Source organism: Streptomyces sp. NPDC001714, assembly GCF_042892755.1.
GTDB lineage: Bacteria > Actinomycetota > Actinomycetes > Streptomycetales > Streptomycetaceae > Streptomyces.
Genome location: NZ_JBIAUL010000035.1, coordinates 46044 through 63453 on the forward strand (window position 1 = coordinate 46044; position 17410 = coordinate 63453).

Below are 17410 nucleotides of genomic sequence, written 5' to 3' on the forward strand. Positions count from 1 at the left end.
GCTCTGGCTTCGGGCATGGCCGCCAAGCGGGCTTGTCCGACTCGGCATGGAACCGCCAGCCACTGCCGTTTGACGCACAATGCCCCACCGTCCGGACCGCACAGGCCTGGGGGCGGGGCAATGGCCGGGGCTTACTCGTGCGTCGTCAGGCGGGAGTGATGTTCTCCGCCTGCGGGCCCTTCTGGCCCTGCGTGATGTCGAAGTTCACCTTCTGGCCTTCCTGGAGCTCACGGAAGCCCTGGGCGGCGATGTTCGAGTAGTGGGCGAAGACGTCGGGGCCGCCGCCGTCCTGCTCGATGAAGCCGAAGCCCTTTTCCGAGTTGAACCACTTCACAGTGCCTGTAGCCATGTGCTGTCTCCTTCGAGGGGACTCGTATCGGGCCCGCACCGTGCGGGATCCGGAGGTGATCGCCTGGTCCGGAGAGGCCTTGAACAGCAAAAACGCCCGTGACTGCGATCACGGGCGAACGGGACTTCGGAACCACGACTGCTGATGACGACGCTACACCGGCTGGTGGGACTCGGCCACTGGAACGCGGAGTTGCCCTCACAGGCTGCGTTCGTTTCCACTCAAATCCCGAGGCCGGCGACGGCGGGAGCACACGCGCCGTCGACCTCGGGTTGCCCGACTTACGAGGCCCACTCGGACCCGCGGCGCTACGCCCGTCCCCGTCGGACTGTCCCGCAACGAGGTCGCCGATCGTCATCGGCCAACTGTGGTTCGGCAGCCGGTCCCCCCCAAGCAAGCCTGACTGTGGGCATCCCACTCCTCGGGGGCATCTGGTGCAACGGCTCCACAGGGGCCTGAGGAGCTGCTGGCGCGGGCACCGCAGCCTGGGCAAGCAGGCCGACGGACTCGGCGAACCCGGGCGCCGTCGCCCGAACTGCGCGCCGGGGATGAACGCGACTGACCGCGCGCGCCTTCGACCGCTTCTGGCGTGCCTCCGACTCCCACCACGACGGCACCGGCCTAGGTCTGCCTATCGTCCGCCACCTTGTCGGCCTTCCGGTGGCACCATCACCCAGCCCCAGCCCACGGTTGTCCGTGGCTGGGCTGATCGCGATGAGGCCCGATTTCCGCACCCGGCTGTGTCACCGCCTGCGCACCCATCCCGCCGGCAAGGCGCACGTCGCAGCATGGGCGAACGCGACTTCATCGCACTGATCGACGGCACTCACCAGCTCCTCAAGGCGCCGATCGTGCTGGTCTGGGACCGGCTCAACACCCACGTCTCCCACAAGATGCGGCAACTCGTCGCCGAGCGGGAGTGGCTGACCGTGTTTCTGCTGCCCGCGTACTCGCCGGACCTGAACCCCGTCGGGTGGGTGTGGGCACACGTCAAACGCAGCCTGGCCAATCTTGCCGTCGTCGGACTCGACCGGCTCGAAGCCCTCGTACGCAACCGGCTCAAGCGCCTTCAGTACCGGCCCGACACCCTCGACGGCTTCATAGCCGGCACTCGCTTGACCCTCGACGAGCCAGCGTCACCTTGACGAGCCGAAATCAGTAGCGCCGTCGAGGTCAGCTGCCGACAGGGTACCGGCTGGTGATCGCGACGCGGTTGAAGGCGTTCATCACGGTTGCCAGCCAGGCGACTGCCGAGATCTGGTCTGCGGTGAGTATGGCCGCGGCGGCGTTGAAGTCCTCGTCGCTGACGTGTCCGTCCGGCACTCGTGTGATCGCCTCGGTGAGGCGGAGGGCGGCGCGGTCGGTGTCGGAGAAGTAGCCGGTCTCCGCCCAGGCGGGCAGCACCGCGATACGGTCGGGGTTCTCGCCCTTCTTGAGGGCGTCACGGGTGTGCATGCGCAGGCAGAACGAGCAACCGTTGATCTGGGAGGTGCGGATCCTCAGCAGCTCGACCAGGAGCGGGTCGAGACCCGCTGCGGCGGCGGCCTTCTCCACCTCCGCCGACAGGGCGATGAGGGTCTTGTAGGCGGCCGGGTGCTGCTCGCCGATGTTGACGCGCTGGGGGTCGGTCATGGTTCCTTTGCTTCCTTCGTGTGGTCCGCGCCGCGCTTGTCGGGCACGTCTTGGTGGTGGATGGGGCGTCCTCCGGCAGGGGCGGAGCTCGTGAAGAGTGTTGCCGCCCCGCTGCATGCCCGGGGGTTACGACTTCGGGTCGTCGACCTTGAGCTTGGCGCCGGTGTCGGAGACGAAGACGACCAGGAGCTTTGCCGGCCTGGTCCGGCTGGTGTTCTCGGTGAGGACATGGTGGGCGCCCGGCTGCTCGACCCAGTTCTCGCCCTGGTGGTAGGTAGTCACGGGCTTGCCGTCGAGCTGGCTGCGCAGGGTGCCTTCGAGGACGTAGGCGTAGACGAATGCCTGGCCGTGCCGGTGCGGCAGCGCGCTTGCGTTGGGAGGGAAGGCGACGATCGCTGAGGTGAACGTCTTACCCTTCACATTCGGAAGGGCCTGCTGGAGCAGCGGTGTCAAGGTTTCGACGGGGCGCGTCGATGCTGCGACCGTCGCCTGCGCCTTGGCGTGGGCGGGCTGGTCGGAGGCCGAGCAGGCCGTGGTCCCAGTCAGCGTGGCCGCAGCCAGCAGGCCGGCGGCGATTCGCATTTCGATCACGATGGGTCTCCTGGTCAGTCTTCCGTGACGCGGATGATCGTCTTGCCGGGGGTGCGTTTGCCGGGGGCGAACGCGTCGGCTGCCTCGGCGAGGGGCCGCACAGCACCGACGACCGGCTTGAGCCGGCCGTCCCTCAGCCGCGTGGCGAGGTCGGCGAGCCGGGCGCGGTCGGGTTCGACGACGAAGAAGACCGCCCGCCCGTCCTTGGGCTGGACCTTGGGCGGCATGACGATGGAGACGAGCGTGCCACCGGCCCGGACGAGGGCGGCCGAGCGGTCGAGGATGTCGCCGCCGATCACGTCGAACACGACGTCGGCCTCGCCGGCGTCCTCCAGCTTCTCGGCCTGCAGGTCGATGAAGGTGTCGACGCCGAGTGCGAGTGCCCTGTCCCTGCCTGAGGCGCGGCCGGTGCCGATGACGCGGGCGCCGGCCTCGCGGGCGAGCTGTACCGCGATCGAGCCGACGCCGCCCGCGGCACCGTGGATCAGGACGGTCTGGCCTGTGGTGAGGCGGCCGTGGTCGAACAGGCCCTGCCAGGCGGTCAGCCCCGAGATGGGCAGTGCGACGGCCACGGTGTGGTCGACGTCCGCCGGCAGCGGGGCGAGGTTGCGGGCCTCCACCGCGGTGTACTCGGCGAGGGCGCCGTCGCGGGTCCAGTCGGCCAGGCCGAACACCCGCTGTCCGACGCTCAGGCCGGTGGTGCCGTACCCCAGCCCCACGACGACACCGGACAGCTCGTGCCCGGGCACGCTCGGCGTCCGGTCGCGGCCGGCGCGATCGGTCCACGTGGCGGGCCAGTCCAGCTCGCCAGGGGTGAAGCCGGCGGCGTGCACCCTCACGATGACGTCGTTCTCGGCCGCGTGAGGGTAGGGGATGTCCGTCAAGGACATCCCGGCAAGACCAGCGTCACGGTCTCGCACAGTGATGGCTTGCATGCAGATCCTTACTGGGAGGGGCGACCCGAGTGCACAGCGCACTCGCGCGCGGGCTCATAGCGGCTGCAGGTGGATGTATGCCGCTCTGCATGCTCGATCTCACCTGCTCGCGCGTATTCCTTCGTCGCCCGTTTTGCGTTCTCAGCAGGGAGACGAGACAGCCCCTCCGCGTGTGACAGCTCAGACGCGCACGAGTTTGTCGGGGTTCATGACCCTGCGGTACGCGGTGATCAGACCATCTGTGATCTGCACCGTATCGACGGAGTAGACCCGTCCTTCCCGGTGGAACACGAGGGCCAGCTCGCCGCCTACCTCCGCGAAGTCGATGCGGTCCGGTCGCCACTGGCGCCCCGTACGCACCATGACCTCGGCGACGCGCTCGCCGCCGTGAATGAGCTTGCGTGCCGCCGAGATCTTGCCGCCGCCGTCGGTGAAGTAGACCGCGTCCGGATGCAGGAGCCTGACCAGGCCGGCCAGGTCCCCGGCCTCGTAGGCGGCGCGGAACACCTGGAGGACCCGTTCGCGCTCTGCCTTCGACGCCCGCGGCGTGGACTGCTTCGCCTTGGCCACTCGCCGCCGTGCCCGCGAGGCGAGCTGCCGGGCGCCCGGCACGGAGACGTCCAGCACTTCGGCGATCCGGCCGAACTCAAGGCCGAAGACATCGTGCAGGACGAAGGCCACCCGCTCCGGCGGGCTCAGCTCTTCCATGATCAAGAGCATCGCCGAGCTGACGGACTCGTCGACGAGTACCGGCTGCGACGCGTCCGGTCCCGTCAGCAGCGGCTCCGGCAGCCACGGCCCGACGTAGGTCTCCCGGCGGAAGCGGGCGCTCTTGATGATGTCGTACGACCGTCGCGCGGCCACCGTCACCAGCCAGGCCCGCAGATCACCGATGTCCTGCAGGTCCGCTCCGGCCGCCCGCACCCACACGTCCTGGGTGACATCCTCGGCATCGGCCACGGTCCCCAGCAGCCGGTAGGCCACTCCGAAGACCGCGGGCCGGTGCCTCTCCCATTCGGCTCCGAGCAGGTCCTCCTGCTCAGACCGTCCGGGCCCGTGCCCATCACCCATACGGATCGCAACCTCCTCCAGCCTGCGGATGCAGCGTAGTTAGCCGAGCTCAGGACATCCGCTCTGACACGGCGGTCGTAAGTCGTGATCAAGCTGCTCTGGGGCTGCTGTCGGCGTACGGCGGTGTTTCATGGTGGGGCCACTCTCCCTGGGGCAACCCCACCCGGAACGGACTCGATGCGGCACGCTCAGCAGCGGGTCAGTTCGCTGCGAGGCTCGCATTCCCCGGCCGTCCGCATCGGGTCTCCCATCGGCCGGTGAGCACGCGATCGTCCGGCGTGCAGGGCCGCACCCAAGGACAGCGCCCCGACGAAGCCGACGTACAGATAGCCCGTGGTCTCCAGCCCCCATGAGGGCGCCGCGAGCCCGGCCGCGAGGGCCGGAAGACTCACCGCCGCATAGCTGATCACGTACACGGCCGAGAAGACCTCCGACCGCGACTTCACGGTGGTGACCGCGCTGATGGCGCGGAGGTTGCCGTTGAACGTCAGGCCGACGCCCAGCCCCGCCGCGGCCGATCCGCCCACGTATACGACCAGCGACGCGTCAGCGATGGCCACCGCCAGTGCGGACGCACCCAGAGTCAGGAGAACCGCCCCCAGCAAGGTGGCGAGCCGTGCCGTATGCCGAACGGACCACACCCCGCCCACGCTGTTGGCCAGAAAAAGCGCCGCGAGGCTGAGCCCGCCCGCGGCACCGGACCGCACCTGCAGGACACTGCTCACCAGGGACGGAGTGAGCGCGAGGAACAGACCCGTGACGGACCACCCCGCGACCAGGGCGGGAACGGAGGCGAAGAACTCCGGCCGGGCTTCCCGAGGAACCCGGACGCTCGGTCGCAACGACGCCAGGCCCATCGCGCGCGGGGCGAGTGTCTCAGAAATCGTGAGGACGGCTGCGGCCAGAACGACGAAGGTCACGGTCAGGACGGGAAAGACATACGCATCGGGACGTGAAGTCGACTGAACCAGCAACCCCACGACTCCGGCACCGGTGGCCATGCCGATACTCGTGCCCACCGCTGTCGTCGTCGGCCCCAGCTGCGGACATCGCTCGGGTGAGAGGTCGACCAGTCCGGCGGCAAGAGCGCCCGTGGCCGTCCCCGTGGCGATGCCCGAGCAGACCCGCGACATACACCGCGAAGATCACTGTCAGCATCGTGACCGTCAGGCCCGTGGCCATCATCACAACATTGGCGCAGGCCAGCACGGCGAAAGCCGGACCTCGTCCGAGACGACGCCCGTCGCGGGAGCGACTCGCACGTTTCATCACGTTGCCTCTTCTGGCGTCCTGATCAGCTCGGCCAGGGAGCGCCCAGCATGCGCTCGACCGTGGTGGTGCGACGGAAGCCGGGAACGAAGTGCTCCAGCACATCCGAATTCACGGTTCCGTTCGTGGTCTCGGGGCGGTGCTTGAGTCCGTCGACGTAGGCCTGCAGGAACTCGTTCTTGAAGTCGCCCCGCGGATGGGCGGCGATGATTTCGTCCACCTGGCTGCGATCCAGCTCGTCCAGACCGAAGCCGAGCACGTCCGTCAGAACCCCGAAGTACGTGATGGCGATCTCCGGTCCCATCCGGCCGGGGATTCCCGGGGTCGTGTGCAGCGCGATCGCCGTCCACACCACGTCGGCGGCCGCGGCCGGGAAGCCGTGGTCGAGCATGAACTTGCGTGCGTGGTCGGCTCCATCGACCTCGAAGCGCTGCTCCACGTCGGAAAACGGCGTCAAGAGGCCGGTGTCGTGGAACATGGCGGACAGGTAGAGAAGCTCCGGGTCGGGCCCCAGGCCGAGCCTGTGAGCATGCAGGGCGCCGAAGACGAAAACGCGCCGGGAGTGGTGGTAGATGAGGGGGCTGGTCATCTCCTGCATGAGGCGGGTGGCCTCGGCTACCGCCGCCGTTTCAGGAATCTCCACCCCCGCGATGATCTTGCTCATGACCTCTGCTCCTTCCGGTATCGGTGTGTTACGAATGGACGGTGCCTCCGTCTTCCACCCTGCCGACCACCCGGCGCCCGGCGCTCCCTCGGTCCGGCCATGAGTCACCCGAATCCGGACAGGCGGGCAGCGGGGTTGTGGGCTCCGCCACGCATCGGGTCGCGATCCTCGTCTACGACGGGGTCAAACTCCTGGACGTCGTGGGCCCCGCGGAGGTGTTCGGGGAAGCGAACCGGCTCGGTGCCGACTACAAGATCGTTCTGGTGTCACCGACCGGTGCCGATGTCACCTCGTCCATCGGGATCCGGATCTCGGTTGACGCCGCGGCCACAGTGCCTGCTCCCGACACGTTCCTGGTGGCCGGCGCGGACATCTACCCGCGCACACCGGTCTCCCGTGATCTGATCGAGGCCACGCGAACGCTGGCGGGCCGGGCGGACCGGGTCGCGTCCATCTGCACCGGAGCATTCGTCCTCGGCGCCGCCGGCCTCCTGGACGGCAAGCGCGCGACCACGCACTGGAAGGTCGCGCAGGAGCTCGCCGTCCGCTGCCGGGCCAGCCGCGTCGAACCCGACGCGATCTACGTCCGTGACGGAACCACCTACACCTCGGCGGGCGTGACCGCCGGCATCGACCTGGCACTGGCGCTCGTCGAGGAGGATCACGGCCCTGATCTCACCCGCGACGTCGCCCGCGCCCTGGTGGTCTATTTGCAGCGTTCGGGCGGCCAGTCGCAGTTCTCCGCCCCACTGCAAGGACCGCCGCCCCGGTCTCCGGCGCTCCGCAGAATCACCGACTTGATCACGGCGAATCCCGGGGGAAACCACTCACTCGGCGAACTCGCCAAGCACCTTAATGTGAGCCCTCGGCATCTCACTCGGCTCTTCCACGACGAGCTGTCCACGACGCCGGCCCGGTACGTGGAGATGATCCGGTTCGACATGGCGAAAGCTCTCCTCGACCAAGGACATACCGCAACGCTGACGGCATCCCTTGCCGGATTCCCGAATTATGAGAGTATGCGGCGAGTTTTTGCGCGGGAGTTGTCACTCAGCCCCGCCGCCTATCAGCGACGCTTCAGCACAGCGCGCCGAGCCGACGAGGGGCAGTAGACGAAGCTGTCAGGTCGGCCTGTGGGCGGGCGGGGGACGCCGGCAGGCTGTTCGACGTCCGGCATAGAGCGCACCTCCGATCTGTTCCCGAAGGTGAGAGATGTGCCGGTCGGCCTCCTCCCCGCGAGGGCGTCTCTCGCGCACCGCGGCCACTCACCAGGCCGGCATGATGGGAGCAGGAATGAGCGTTGCGACCACCACGACATCCGTGACCAGGGTCCTCAAGGTCTGGAGCCGGGCGGCGCTGCACCCGCTCTTCCTGGTCGTCCCCCTGGCCCTGATCGTCTCCATCCCGGCGGCCGACGCGTTTCTGCCTCCGGACATCCACCTCGCTCACCTCCTGGTCGTCGCCACGGCAGTGACCGCCATGGGCGCGGGCCCGCGCCCCACGGCCCTGATCGGTGGCCTCGCGATTTTCGCGCTGATCGCCGCGGGAGCTGAGCGGCGGACCCTGGGCACCGAGAGTGTGCTGGTCGAACTCGCTTCGCTCACCGTGCTCTCCGCCCTGCTGTTCGCCTTCGCCCATCTGCGGGACCGGCACCAACGGGAACTGAGCAGAGCGCGCACCGTTTCCGACACCGCACAGCGGGTCGTCATGCGTCCGCTCCCCCGGCGGGCCGGGCCGGTGTCCCTCGCCGCGGAGTACCACAGCGCCGAGCCCGACACCTACATAGGCGGCGACCTCTACGCCGCGGCCCGTACCTCCGACTCCACCCGACTGATCATGGGCGACGTCCGGGGCAAGGGCCTCGCCTCGATCAGCGACACGGCGATCGTGCTGGGTGCCTTCCGCGCCGCGACCCATCGGCGGATCCCGCTGACGGAGCTGGTCGCCTACCTCGAGGACGCCGTCCGCTGGGGCCTCGCGGAGTTCTCGGAATGCGAGCCCGACGCCGCCGAACGTTTCGTGACCGCCGTGGTACTCGACATCCCGGACGACGAGCCGGTGGTGCACATGATCAGCTGCGGCCATCCGCCGCCCCTGCTGCTGCGCCGGGCGACCGGGACCGTCACCGCGCTCCAGGTGAGCGAACCCGCCCCGCCGCTCGGCCTCGGCGCCATGTCCGACGACACGTATACGGCGGCGACCTTCCCCTTCCACGAGGGGGACCGGATCCTGCTCTACACCGACGGCGTCACCGAGACCCGCGACGGCGCGGGCACCTTCTACCCGCTCGCCGAACGCCTCGCGAGGTGGGTCGACCACGCCCCCGGGCCGCTCCTGAAGCAGATCACCGCCGACCTGCGGGCCTATGCGGGGGGTCTACTCGACGACGACATGGCCATGGTGATCGCCCAGCGCGGTCAGGCACCGGCGGCCGCCTGAGCGGAGTCGAGAACGCTGCTGGGCCGGCCCCCCCCGGACTACGGGGTGTCCCGTATGAAGGCGCCGAAGCTGTACGCCCGCGACTTGGCGGTGGAGGCGGCGGCCCAGGACGTGCTGAAGAACAACCGGCTGATGGGCGAGGTCGCCCGCAAGGCGGGGGTCGCCTGACCGCTGCTCGACGTCTGCCACGCCTTGTTCGAGGAGACCGTGACGCTTGGCGACGGCCACGACGAGGCCAGGAGGTGGCCGTAGTGTTCGGTATGGACGTGGTGCCGGCGCGGGTGGAGGCATTGAGGCCGAAGGCCAAACGCCTGGTCGCGCGCGGCTGGCTGGCCGAGCCTGCACCGGGCCGGTTCACGCCGGGTGTGGGCGTGAGCGGGCCGGGCGGCGGGTCATGAGCAGGGTCATCGATCAGTAGATCATCGCTTCGGCACTGGTGGTGCGGCGTTCGAAGTCGCGGACGAGGCGGCGGGTGCGCATCAGGTGGACGAAGAAGCGCTCGACGATCCACCACTTGGGCAGCACCACGAAGCCGCGCATGTCGTCGCTGCGCTTGACGAACGTCAGGACCAGAGAGCGCGGCCAGGGAGTGCTCGACGAGGCTGCCGGTATAGCCGCCGTCGGCCCAAACGAGGGCGAGGTGGTGGTGCTCGTCGGCGACCTGCCCGAGCAGCACGCGGGCGGCGGTGCGGTCGCCGGTGTCTGCGGCGGTGACCATCACACCCAGCAGCAGACCGAGCGTGTCGACCACGACGTGCCGTTTGCGGCCGTTGACCAGCTTGCCGCCGTCGAAGCCCCGGCTGTCGGAGCCGACCACCGCGTCCGCCTTGACCGACTGCGATTCGATCAGACCCGCGCCCGGCTTCGCTTCGCGGCCCACCATCTGGCGGGCCTTGGCGCACAGCCGGTCGTGGAGCTCCTTGACCAGGCCGTGGTCGCGCCAGCGGCGAAAGGACGCGCAAACCCGGTCCCACGGCGGGAAGTCGGCCGGCATCGCCCGCCACTTGATGCGGTCGTAGAAGGGTGATCAGCCGTCGCCGGCCGGCCTTGCGGATCCGGGCCGATGCGGTGCCGTTCCTGCAGGAGCTCGTCGTTGCCCGGATTCGACGCCCGAGAGAGTTGACCACCCAGTATTGGCCGGACGATTCGGCGAGCGCGACGGCGGTAGCCACGGCGCTTGGGGCCGCGGGCGCCGCATCGGCCGAAGGCATCCGTCACCGTGAATCGGTCCCACCAAAGGGAAAGACACTCTCCCGAGCGCAACGCGTCGATCGTTTAGGCGGCCTGGTCGAGGGGGGAGTGTGCAGACGTGGCGCGGGCCCCACGGCCGTCCCGCAAGATGCCGAGCTCACCCGCGCCCGCCGACGTGCAGTGCATCGCGCCGGAGTACCCCTGGGCACGTGGGCCGTTGCCCGTCTGTCCGTCACCGGCGGCCGCAACCTGCCGTGCGTCCTGCCGCGGCCACCACTACACGCAGGCCATGAGACCCATCCGGCCAGCTGTCCGGCAGCGCCGTCCCACGCGTGCGATCGCTTGACGGGAACCAGCCTCAGGACCGAGAGATCCTGGAATCAGCAGGGACGCGAAGGGGAAGGTGATCGACTATGGATCCACCGGAGCGCTGCCCTGGTGACTTGCTTCCCGCCGCTGGGGCTCTGGCAGTGGCGGCTCCGGACGGTGTGCTGACCTGTTGGAGCACCGGTGCGGAGCAGTTGCTCGGGCTCTCCGCCGCCGAGGCTGTCGGCCTGCCCGCGGCAGAGCTCCTCGCGTCGGCCCTCCCCGCGGCTGCTCGTGAGCGATTCGCCCGGCAGGAGGGCTGGACCGGGCTGGTGGCAGTCCGCCACCAGGACGGCAGCGCGGTGGAGTGCCGGTTGCGCGCGTGCCCGCTGCCCATGGGTGATGGGCGAGCCGGTTGGCTGCTGGAGGGAGTCCCGGTGCGGGAGGAGACGGAGCGCGACACGGACCCACTGATCCGCTGGTCATTCGACCAGTCCCCGTTCTCTCTGGCGATCTACGACTCCGAGGGCCGATTCCTGCGCGTCAACGAGCCCATGACCAAGCAGCTCGCCGCCTCCGAGCGGGAGCTTCGGGGGCTCCGGATCACTGAGCACATGCCAGATCAGGGCTTCCAGGCTCCCGAGCGATCTCTCGATCGTGTGCTGCAGACCGGTGAGCCCGAGCACATCGAGAATTACGTCAGAGTCCCGGGAGAGCCTCACGCGCACGCCTGGATCGTCCACTTCACCCCGCTCAAGGACCCCCTCGGACTGGTGCACGGGGTGCAGCTGGCCGCCTTGGACTTCTCCGAGCAGTACGCGGCCCGCGAGCGCTTGGCGCTGCTCAACGAGGCCAGCAGGAGTATCGGCAGCAGCCTAGACGTGTCCCGGACCGCCCAGGAGCTGGCCGACGTGGCCGTGCCTGCCCTGGCGGACTTCGTCTCCGTCGATCTCCTGGACGCCGTGCTGCGCGGCGACGAGCCCCCGCTGATCCCTGTCGACGGGCCCCTGTTGCTGCGGCGCACAGCCATCAGCTCCGGTGTGGAGCCCGCAGTCACAGTCGGCGAGCCGGCCCGCTACCCGGAGTTCTCACCGCCGGTCCGGTGCCTGGCCACCGGCCACGGCAGCGTGCACCAGATCGGGGAGCCCGAGATCACCCGCTGGCTGGCCCACGATCCCGACCGGGCTGCCTGGGTGGCTCGGTATCGCGCGCAGTCACTGATCGCGGTGCCGCTCCGCGCTCGCGGTACCAACCTCGGCATCGCCCTCTTCACCCGACTGGATCCCTCAGCCGCCCCGTACGGACCCGACGACCTGCAGATCGCCGAGGAGCTGGCGGCGCGCGCCGCGGTCTGCATCGACAACGCCCGCCGTTACACCCGCGAGCACAGGACGGCACTGGCTCTCCAGCACAGCCTTCTGCCACAGGGGACTGTCGCCCAGGCAGCCGTGGACGTCGCCGGCCGCTACCTCTCCGCAGACTCGCCCATCAGCGTCGGCGGTGACTGGTTCGACGTCATCCCGCTTTCCGGCGCCCGCGTCGCCCTCGTGGTCGGCGATGTGGTCGGCCACGGCATCGCCGCCTCGGCCGCCATGGGGCGCCTTCGCATGGCCGTGCGTACCCTCGCCGATGTCGATCTGACCCCGGACGAGCTCCTCACCCACCTTGACGACCTTGTGGTCCGGCTGAGCTCCGGGACCGACTCCAGTGCGGAGGCACCGTCGGGAGAACTCGGCGCCACTTGCCTGTACGCGGTCTACGACCCCATTTCCCGCGCGTGCTCGCTCGCCAGTGCGGGTCACCTCTGGCCCGCACTGGTGCGCCCTGACGGCAGAGTGGATTTCCTCGAAGTGCCCACCGGCCCGCCACTCGGTGTGGGCGGGATGCCGTTCGAGTGCGTCCACCACGAAGTTCCCGAAGGCAGTCTCCTTGCGCTGTACACCGACGGCCTGATCGAGGCACGCCATCGCGATGCCGATGCCGGTCTGCATGCCCTGCGCGGCGCCCTCGCCGATGCCGCCGCTTCGTCGTTGGAGACCACCTGCGACGAGGTGCTCAAGGCGCTGTTCGACGAGCGGTCCACCGACGACGCCGCACTGCTCATCGCCCGTACGCGTGCTCTGGACAGCGGGCACATCGCCGTCTGGAACCTTCCCAACGATCCGGAGGTCGTCGCAGGCGCTCGCTCTCAGACGACCGCGCAACTCCACGCCTGGGAGCTGGACGAGCTGACCTACGTCACGGAACTCGTGGTCAGCGAGCTGGTGACCAACGCCATCCGCTACGGCGGCGCGCCCATTCAACTGCGGCTGATCAAGGGGAAGACGCTGATCTGCGAGGTCTCCGACGCCAGCAGCACCTCACCCCACCTGCGACGTGCCCGCATCTTCGACGAAGGCGGACGCGGCCTCATGCTGGTCGCCCAGCTCACCGAGCGCTGGGGGACGCGGTATACCGGCACCGGCAAGACCATCTGGACTGAGCAGCCCCTTCCCGCGCGGGTACCCAGGACCGGTGGACGGCGGGCCGACGGGCCGACGGGCACCCGGAGGCGAACGGACGCGGTGTGACAGCGCGTGCCGGCGCGCTCAGCGGGACACAGAAACCGGGCGAGTGTCGGCGAGGCGGTTCTCCGGTCGGACAAACGGGTTCTTGCAGCGCGCCAGGCGTAGCCGAGGGTCGGCCGGCTGGCGACTTCCCGATGACCGAGACCATGATCTCAAGGCCGATGTACTCGTTGTCCGACGTACAAATAGCGGACCAGGTAGATGTTGCGCTGGTCATCTCGCACGCGTGGGCGACCGCTACGTCGCCGGCCTCCACCTGCGCGCCTCGATGATCTGGATCAGAGATCTCACCCGGATCGCCCACTGATCACGACTCGATACGCGGCCCTAGTGTCGGGCTCGGGCGATCAATAGGGCGACGTCATCGTGGTCGTCCGGATCGCGCAGTGTGTCCAGGAGCCGGTCGCAGGTTTCTTCCGAGGATCGGTCAGGGTTGTGCAGCAGTTGGAGGAGGAGGTCCAGGCGCTCGTCGATGGCGTGGTGGCGGGTCTCGACCAAGCCGTCGGTGTAGAGGACCAATTGGTCGCCGGGGGCCAGGCCGATGGTGGTGACTTCGAAGGCGACACCGCCGACCCCGAGGGGTGCGCCGGTAGGCAGATCGAGCAGTTCGGGGGACTCGCCCGTGCGCATCAGCACGGGGGGCAGGTGTCCGGCGACAGCGATGTGGCACAGGGCGCGGTGCGGGTCGTAGATGGCGTAGGCGCAGGTGGCGTACTGCTCCAGGTCAGCGGTGATCTTGTCGAGGTGGTGCAGCACTTCGGTGGGTGGGAGGTCGAGGTCGGCCAGGGTGGAGGTGGCGGTGCGCAGGCGTCCCATGGTGGTGGCGGCGCTTATGCCGCTGCCCATCACATCGCCCACGACCAGCGCGGTCTTGCCTTCCACGAGGGGGATGACATCGAACCAGTCGCCACCGACTTCGATGGTCGTTCCGGCAGGCCGATATCGGCAGGCGACCTCCAGTCCCGCCTGCTGCGGCGGGAGGTCCGGCAGCAGGCTGCGCTGGAGGGTGACCGCGGTGTTGCGTGCGTCTTGGTACAGACGGGCATTGTCGATGCAGACAGCGGCTCGGTCGGCCAGTTCACCGGCCAGGAGGAGGTCGTCGTTGTCGAAGGGCAGCGGGTTGCGGGCGCGAGTGAGGCCCAGGGTGCCGAGCACCTCGCCACGGGCGATCAGGGGCGTTGTGAGATAGCTGTGGACGCCGGCGCGGGCCAGGATGGCGGCGGCGTCGGCGTCACGGGCGATACGGGCCAGGTCCCGCTCGCCGACGTGGGGTATCAGAACGGGGCGGCCGGTCCGCACGCAGTGAGTGGCCAGGCGCTCCGCGCCGTAGCTGGCGAGGTGGCCGGGAGGGTCAGCGGCGCGGACGGCCTCGGTGGGGTACGCGGCTTTCACGGCGAGGGCGCGGAAGAGTGCCCGGCCGGTGCCGGGTGCCGTCGGGTGGCGGTCGTTCAGGATGGAATCCAGGATGTCCACCGCTGCCACGTCGGCGAGCTCAGGGACGGCGACATCGGCCAGCTCGCGGGCGGTCTGTTCCACGTCCAAGGTGGTGCCGATACGGGCGGAGCCGTCGGCGATCAGGGCCAAGCGCTGCCGGGCTCGGTGCCGATCGGTGACATCCACCAACACGATGGCTACCCCCAGTACTCGCCCGCCGGGACCATCGAGCCGGTAATAGGAGGCTGACCAGGCGTGATCGTTGTCGGGGTCGGCGGGAGTGCGCCCCACACTGTGCTGGTCGATCAGGGGCTCTCCGGACGTGAGGACATGCCGCAGCGCGGCCTCGATCGCATCGACCTCCAGGAAGGGCAGGGCCTCGCGGACCGGCCGCCCGAGGTGGTCTTCGGCAGGGACGCCGTTGATCTGCGCCAGCGCCGGATTGACGGCCACGTACCGCAGGTCGGTGTCCAAGACGGCCAGCCCGATCGGGGACTGGGAGACCAGCCGCGTGGATAGGGCCACGTCCCGTTCCACCTGGCGCAGGGCCGCCTCGTCGGTGGCGATGCCCAGGGCGTAGAAGTCACCCCGGTCGTCCAGCAGCCGCATGTTGCGGAACTCCACCAGCCGGGTACTGCCGTCCTTGTTCCGGACAGGGAAGGCGCCGGACCATCTCTGTCCCGTCCTCATGACCTCGCTGAACAGCCTGATCATCAGTTCCACGTGATGCTCATCGACCAGCAGTCGCGCCGCGTACTGGCCCAGCGCCTCCTGCGAGGTGTAGCCGAAGAGCTCCTCGGCCTGCGGGCTCCACAGCACGATCCGCCCCTCGGCATCCAGCAGCACAGCCGCGACACTGAGCAGATCCAGCAACTCACGTGGCTGTCTCGGTCCGGAACCCGGCTGGTCACCCTCGGCGCCGAAGGGATCGGCTGTCCTCATCCAAGCACTCCCTCCGCCTGTTCAGCTCGACACGCCGCCCTGCGCCGGCCTCAGGCTGTGGCCTGTGTCCCCTGCACCTCGCAGTGCTTCCATGGTCCCCCGTATCTGGGCGGCCGCACGGTCGCGCGATACAGCTCGCCGCGTCCCAGGCCCTAGCTAGGTGTGTTGACTCGCAGCGTTGGTCACGCGGCTGATCGGTGGCTGGCCGCCGAGCGCGGTGTGGCAGCGGTGCTGGTTGTAGGTGTGCAGGAAGCCTGCCAGGGCGTCGGTGCGTTCGGTGTTGCTGGTGTAGGGCCGCAGGTAGACCCATTCGTCGAGCAGGGTGCGGTTGAAGCGTTCGGCCTTGCCGTTGGTCTGGGGCCGGTAGGCGCGGGTGAACTTGCCGGCCGCGCCGAGGTCGGCCAGGGCCTTCTGCCAGGCGAAGCTTTGGCGGTAAGGCCAGGCGTTGCCGGTCAGGACCCGTTCGATGCGGTCGATGCCCGAGGCTGCGAAGAAGGCCGCGGCCCAGCGCGGGAAGCCGGCGCAGGTGGCAGCCTTCTTGTCGGGGTGGATCTCGCTGATTGTGTCGATGAGAAGCGGCAACGCGTGCTGGTGAGTTCTGGGAACGGTTGAGGGTGCTCGGCCGCAGAAATGTCGGCGAGTTTCAGCAACGCTGTGTCCCGGTCCCGATCATCGTCTTCAGCGCGATGGGGCGGCCTGGGGGCGAAGCGGGCGTCCGATGAGAGAGTCGAGGATGTCGCGAGCGGCGATCAGGTCGTCGATCGCCGTGTTGATCCGGCGACGCTCTTTCGCCAGGCCGTCGATGAGTTCTGGGCATTTCCCGGCCAGGACGACGGTGTCATCGACGGCGCAGGGAAGGATCTCTGCGACGGCGGATGTGCCGAGACCTGCGGAGAGCAGGATCTGGATACGCCGCACGGTGGTGACGGTGCGTTCGTCGTAGTCGCGGTATCCGTTCGGCAGGCGCGTCGGGGTGAGTAGTCCTTGCTCTTCGTAGTAGCGCAGTGAGCGCTGGCTCACGCTGGTGCGTCGTGAGAGTTCACCGATCCTCATGAGGGAGAGTCCAGCAGTGCTTGACCTTGACGTCAATGTGAAGGTTTAGCGTTCTGTGCATGATCGCAACCTCTGATGACAACTCTCGGCTGACGCCCGTGACCGTCCTCGGTCTTGGCCCGATGGGCCGCGCCCTGGCCTCGGCTTTCCTCAATGCCCGCCACCCGGTGACGGTGTGGAACCGCACGCCGGGAAAGGCCGGAGACCTTCCCGACCGGGGTGCCGTAGTCGCCGGCTCGTTCCAGGACGCGGTGCAGGCCGGACAAGTGATCATTGTCTGTCTCATCGACTACGCCGCGGTCCGGGCCACGCTCGAACACTCGCCGGCGGACTGGGAGAACCGGCGGCTGATCAACCTCACCAGCGGAGAACCGGCACAGGCTCGCCAGATGTCACGATGGGCCGATTCACGCGGGATCGACTACCTCGACGGCGCCATCCTGACCCCGACCCCGACGATAGGCACTCCAGCCGCCGCCGTCCTCCTCAGCGGCTCCCGCGACGTCTACGAGGCCGTTCAGGAGACGATGGCCGCCGTGGGCGGCACGGCGATGCATCTCGGCGACGATCCCGGCCAGGCATCCGCCTACGAGGTTGCGCTCCTGGACATCTTCGCCACCTCGGTCAACGGCATCGTGCACGCCTTCGCTCTCGCGTCCGCCGAGGGAATCGAGCCAGAACGGTTTGCCGCCTTCGCCACCGGTATCGGTGGACTCCTCCCAGAGATGATCACGCGTTTCGCCCAGCAGATCCAGACTGGCCACTATCCGGGAGACCGGTCCACGATCGCTTCCGCAGCGTCCGGGATTACCCACATCATCAGCACCGCCACCAGCCACGGAATCGATGTGGGGATGCTTACAGCGGCGAAAAGCATCATCGACCAGGCCGTCGCGGACGGCTACGGGCCAGAGGGACTGGCCCGTCTGACGACCGTCCTCCACAAGGCCGACCGAGTGTGAATCCC

Annotated in this window: 14 protein-coding genes and 4 pseudogenes; 6 read left to right on the plus strand and 12 right to left on the minus strand. The window is 68.8% G+C overall.

Annotated elements, in window-relative coordinates; translation table 11 throughout:
- Positions 1 to 145: 145 nt before the first annotated feature.
- Positions 146 to 349 (minus strand): cold-shock protein, encoded by a 204-nt coding sequence (locus tag ACFY0P_RS48225; protein ID WP_093496951.1) that lies wholly within the window; start codon positions 347 to 349, stop codon positions 146 to 148.
- 714 nt (positions 350 to 1063) lie between these two features.
- On the opposite strand from ACFY0P_RS48225, the pseudogene ACFY0P_RS48230 reads away from it, so the two are divergent.
- Positions 1064 to 1494: pseudogene (locus ACFY0P_RS48230) on the plus strand (transposase).
- A gap of 28 nt (positions 1495 to 1522) precedes the next feature.
- On the opposite strand, the gene ACFY0P_RS48235 reads toward ACFY0P_RS48230, so the two are convergent.
- The 6 genes from ACFY0P_RS48235 to ACFY0P_RS48260 form a co-directional block, all read right to left on the minus strand.
- Positions 1523 to 1981: a carboxymuconolactone decarboxylase family protein gene (locus ACFY0P_RS48235; protein ID WP_388928862.1), complete on the minus strand. Its 459-nt coding sequence runs from the start codon at positions 1979 to 1981 to the stop codon at positions 1523 to 1525.
- 126 nt (positions 1982 to 2107) lie between these two features.
- Positions 2108 to 2563 (minus strand): cupin domain-containing protein, encoded by a 456-nt coding sequence (locus ACFY0P_RS48240; protein WP_388928887.1) that lies wholly within the window; start codon positions 2561 to 2563, stop codon positions 2108 to 2110.
- Positions 2564 to 2586: 23 nt separating this feature from the next.
- On the minus strand, positions 2587 to 3507 hold the full coding sequence (locus ACFY0P_RS48245; RefSeq protein WP_388928863.1) for an NADP-dependent oxidoreductase: 921 nt from the start codon (positions 3505 to 3507) through the stop codon (positions 2587 to 2589).
- Between the two features lie 180 nt (positions 3508 to 3687).
- On the minus strand, positions 3688 to 4578 hold the full coding sequence (gene sigJ / locus ACFY0P_RS48250; protein WP_388928864.1) for an RNA polymerase sigma factor SigJ: 891 nt from the start codon (positions 4576 to 4578) through the stop codon (positions 3688 to 3690).
- Between the two features lie 188 nt (positions 4579 to 4766).
- The gene (locus tag ACFY0P_RS48255) at positions 4767 to 5498 is read right to left on the minus strand and encodes a hypothetical protein (RefSeq protein WP_388928865.1); all 732 of its coding nucleotides are present in this window, start codon (positions 5496 to 5498) and stop codon (positions 4767 to 4769) included.
- Positions 5499 to 5872: 374 nt separating this feature from the next.
- Complete coding sequence (locus ACFY0P_RS48260; protein ID WP_388928866.1) at positions 5873 to 6511, minus strand: HD domain-containing protein; 639 nt, start codon at positions 6509 to 6511, stop codon at positions 5873 to 5875.
- 137 nt (positions 6512 to 6648) lie between these two features.
- On the opposite strand from ACFY0P_RS48260, the gene ACFY0P_RS48265 reads away from it, so the two are divergent.
- From ACFY0P_RS48265 to ACFY0P_RS48275, 3 genes and pseudogenes are all read left to right on the plus strand, one after another.
- Positions 6649 to 7623 carry a GlxA family transcriptional regulator gene (locus ACFY0P_RS48265; RefSeq protein WP_388928867.1) on the plus strand — a complete coding sequence of 325 codons (975 nt, stop codon included), beginning with the start codon at positions 6649 to 6651 and terminating at the stop codon, positions 7621 to 7623.
- 181 nt (positions 7624 to 7804) lie between these two features.
- Positions 7805 to 8950: a PP2C family protein-serine/threonine phosphatase gene (locus ACFY0P_RS48270; RefSeq protein ID WP_388928868.1), complete on the plus strand. Its 1146-nt coding sequence runs from the start codon at positions 7805 to 7807 to the stop codon at positions 8948 to 8950.
- A 39-nt stretch (positions 8951 to 8989) separates the two neighbouring features.
- Positions 8990 to 9202: pseudogene (locus tag ACFY0P_RS48275) on the plus strand (NAD(P)-dependent oxidoreductase); the annotation flags it as partial.
- Between the two features lie 159 nt (positions 9203 to 9361).
- On the opposite strand, the gene ACFY0P_RS48280 reads toward ACFY0P_RS48275, so the two are convergent.
- Both ACFY0P_RS48280 and ACFY0P_RS48285 read right to left on the minus strand, forming a co-directional pair.
- Positions 9362 to 9490 (minus strand): hypothetical protein, encoded by a 129-nt coding sequence (locus ACFY0P_RS48280; RefSeq protein ID WP_388928888.1) that lies wholly within the window; start codon positions 9488 to 9490, stop codon positions 9362 to 9364.
- A gap of 100 nt (positions 9491 to 9590) precedes the next feature.
- A pseudogene (locus tag ACFY0P_RS48285) lies at positions 9591 to 9944 on the minus strand (transposase); the annotation flags it as partial.
- A 667-nt stretch (positions 9945 to 10611) separates the two neighbouring features.
- On the opposite strand from ACFY0P_RS48285, the gene ACFY0P_RS48290 reads away from it, so the two are divergent.
- Positions 10612 to 13017 (plus strand): SpoIIE family protein phosphatase, encoded by a 2406-nt coding sequence (locus tag ACFY0P_RS48290; protein ID WP_388928869.1) that lies wholly within the window; start codon positions 10612 to 10614, stop codon positions 13015 to 13017.
- Positions 13018 to 13341: 324 nt separating this feature from the next.
- On the opposite strand, the gene ACFY0P_RS48295 is transcribed toward ACFY0P_RS48290, so the two are convergent.
- From ACFY0P_RS48295 to ACFY0P_RS48305, 3 genes and pseudogenes are all read right to left on the minus strand, one after another.
- Complete coding sequence (locus ACFY0P_RS48295; protein WP_388928870.1) at positions 13342 to 15390, minus strand: SpoIIE family protein phosphatase; 2049 nt, start codon at positions 15388 to 15390, stop codon at positions 13342 to 13344.
- A 156-nt stretch (positions 15391 to 15546) separates the two neighbouring features.
- Positions 15547 to 15948, minus strand: a pseudogene (locus ACFY0P_RS48300) (integrase core domain-containing protein); the annotation flags it as partial.
- Positions 15949 to 16068: 120 nt separating this feature from the next.
- The gene (locus tag ACFY0P_RS48305) at positions 16069 to 16443 is read right to left on the minus strand and encodes a MerR family transcriptional regulator (RefSeq protein WP_362823150.1); all 375 of its coding nucleotides are present in this window, start codon (positions 16441 to 16443) and stop codon (positions 16069 to 16071) included.
- A 59-nt stretch (positions 16444 to 16502) separates the two neighbouring features.
- Here ACFY0P_RS48305 and ACFY0P_RS48310 point away from each other — a divergent pair, with 59 nt between their 5' ends.
- Positions 16503 to 17405 carry an NAD(P)-dependent oxidoreductase gene (locus tag ACFY0P_RS48310; RefSeq protein ID WP_388928871.1) on the plus strand — a complete coding sequence of 301 codons (903 nt, stop codon included), beginning with the start codon at positions 16503 to 16505 and terminating at the stop codon, positions 17403 to 17405.
- The last annotated feature ends 5 nt before the right edge of the window (positions 17406 to 17410 follow it).

Bases quoted from the DNA above. Each gene is read 5' to 3' on its own strand.
- ACFY0P_RS48245 (WP_388928863.1), bottom strand. From the start codon at position 3,507: ATGCAAGCCATCACTGTGCGAGACCGTGACGCTGGTCTTGCCGGGATG.
- ACFY0P_RS48305 (WP_362823150.1), bottom strand. From the start codon at position 16,443: ATGAGGATCGGTGAACTCTCACGACGCACCAGCGTGAGCCAGCGCTCA.
- ACFY0P_RS48270 (WP_388928868.1), top strand. From the start codon at position 7,805: ATGAGCGTTGCGACCACCACGACATCCGTGACCAGGGTCCTCAAGGTC.
- ACFY0P_RS48225 (WP_093496951.1), bottom strand. From the start codon at position 349: ATGGCTACAGGCACTGTGAAGTGGTTCAACTCGGAAAAGGGCTTCGGC.
- ACFY0P_RS48280 (WP_388928888.1), bottom strand. From the start codon at position 9,490: ATGCGCGGCTTCGTGGTGCTGCCCAAGTGGTGGATCGTCGAGCGCTTC.
- ACFY0P_RS48240 (WP_388928887.1), bottom strand. From the start codon at position 2,563: ATGCGAATCGCCGCCGGCCTGCTGGCTGCGGCCACGCTGACTGGGACC.
- ACFY0P_RS48235 (WP_388928862.1), bottom strand. From the start codon at position 1,981: ATGACCGACCCCCAGCGCGTCAACATCGGCGAGCAGCACCCGGCCGCC.
- sigJ (WP_388928864.1), bottom strand. From the start codon at position 4,578: ATGGGTGATGGGCACGGGCCCGGACGGTCTGAGCAGGAGGACCTGCTC.
- ACFY0P_RS48260 (WP_388928866.1), bottom strand. From the start codon at position 6,511: ATGAGCAAGATCATCGCGGGGGTGGAGATTCCTGAAACGGCGGCGGTA.
- ACFY0P_RS48310 (WP_388928871.1), top strand. From the start codon at position 16,503: ATGATCGCAACCTCTGATGACAACTCTCGGCTGACGCCCGTGACCGTC.
- ACFY0P_RS48295 (WP_388928870.1), bottom strand. From the start codon at position 15,390: ATGAGGACAGCCGATCCCTTCGGCGCCGAGGGTGACCAGCCGGGTTCC.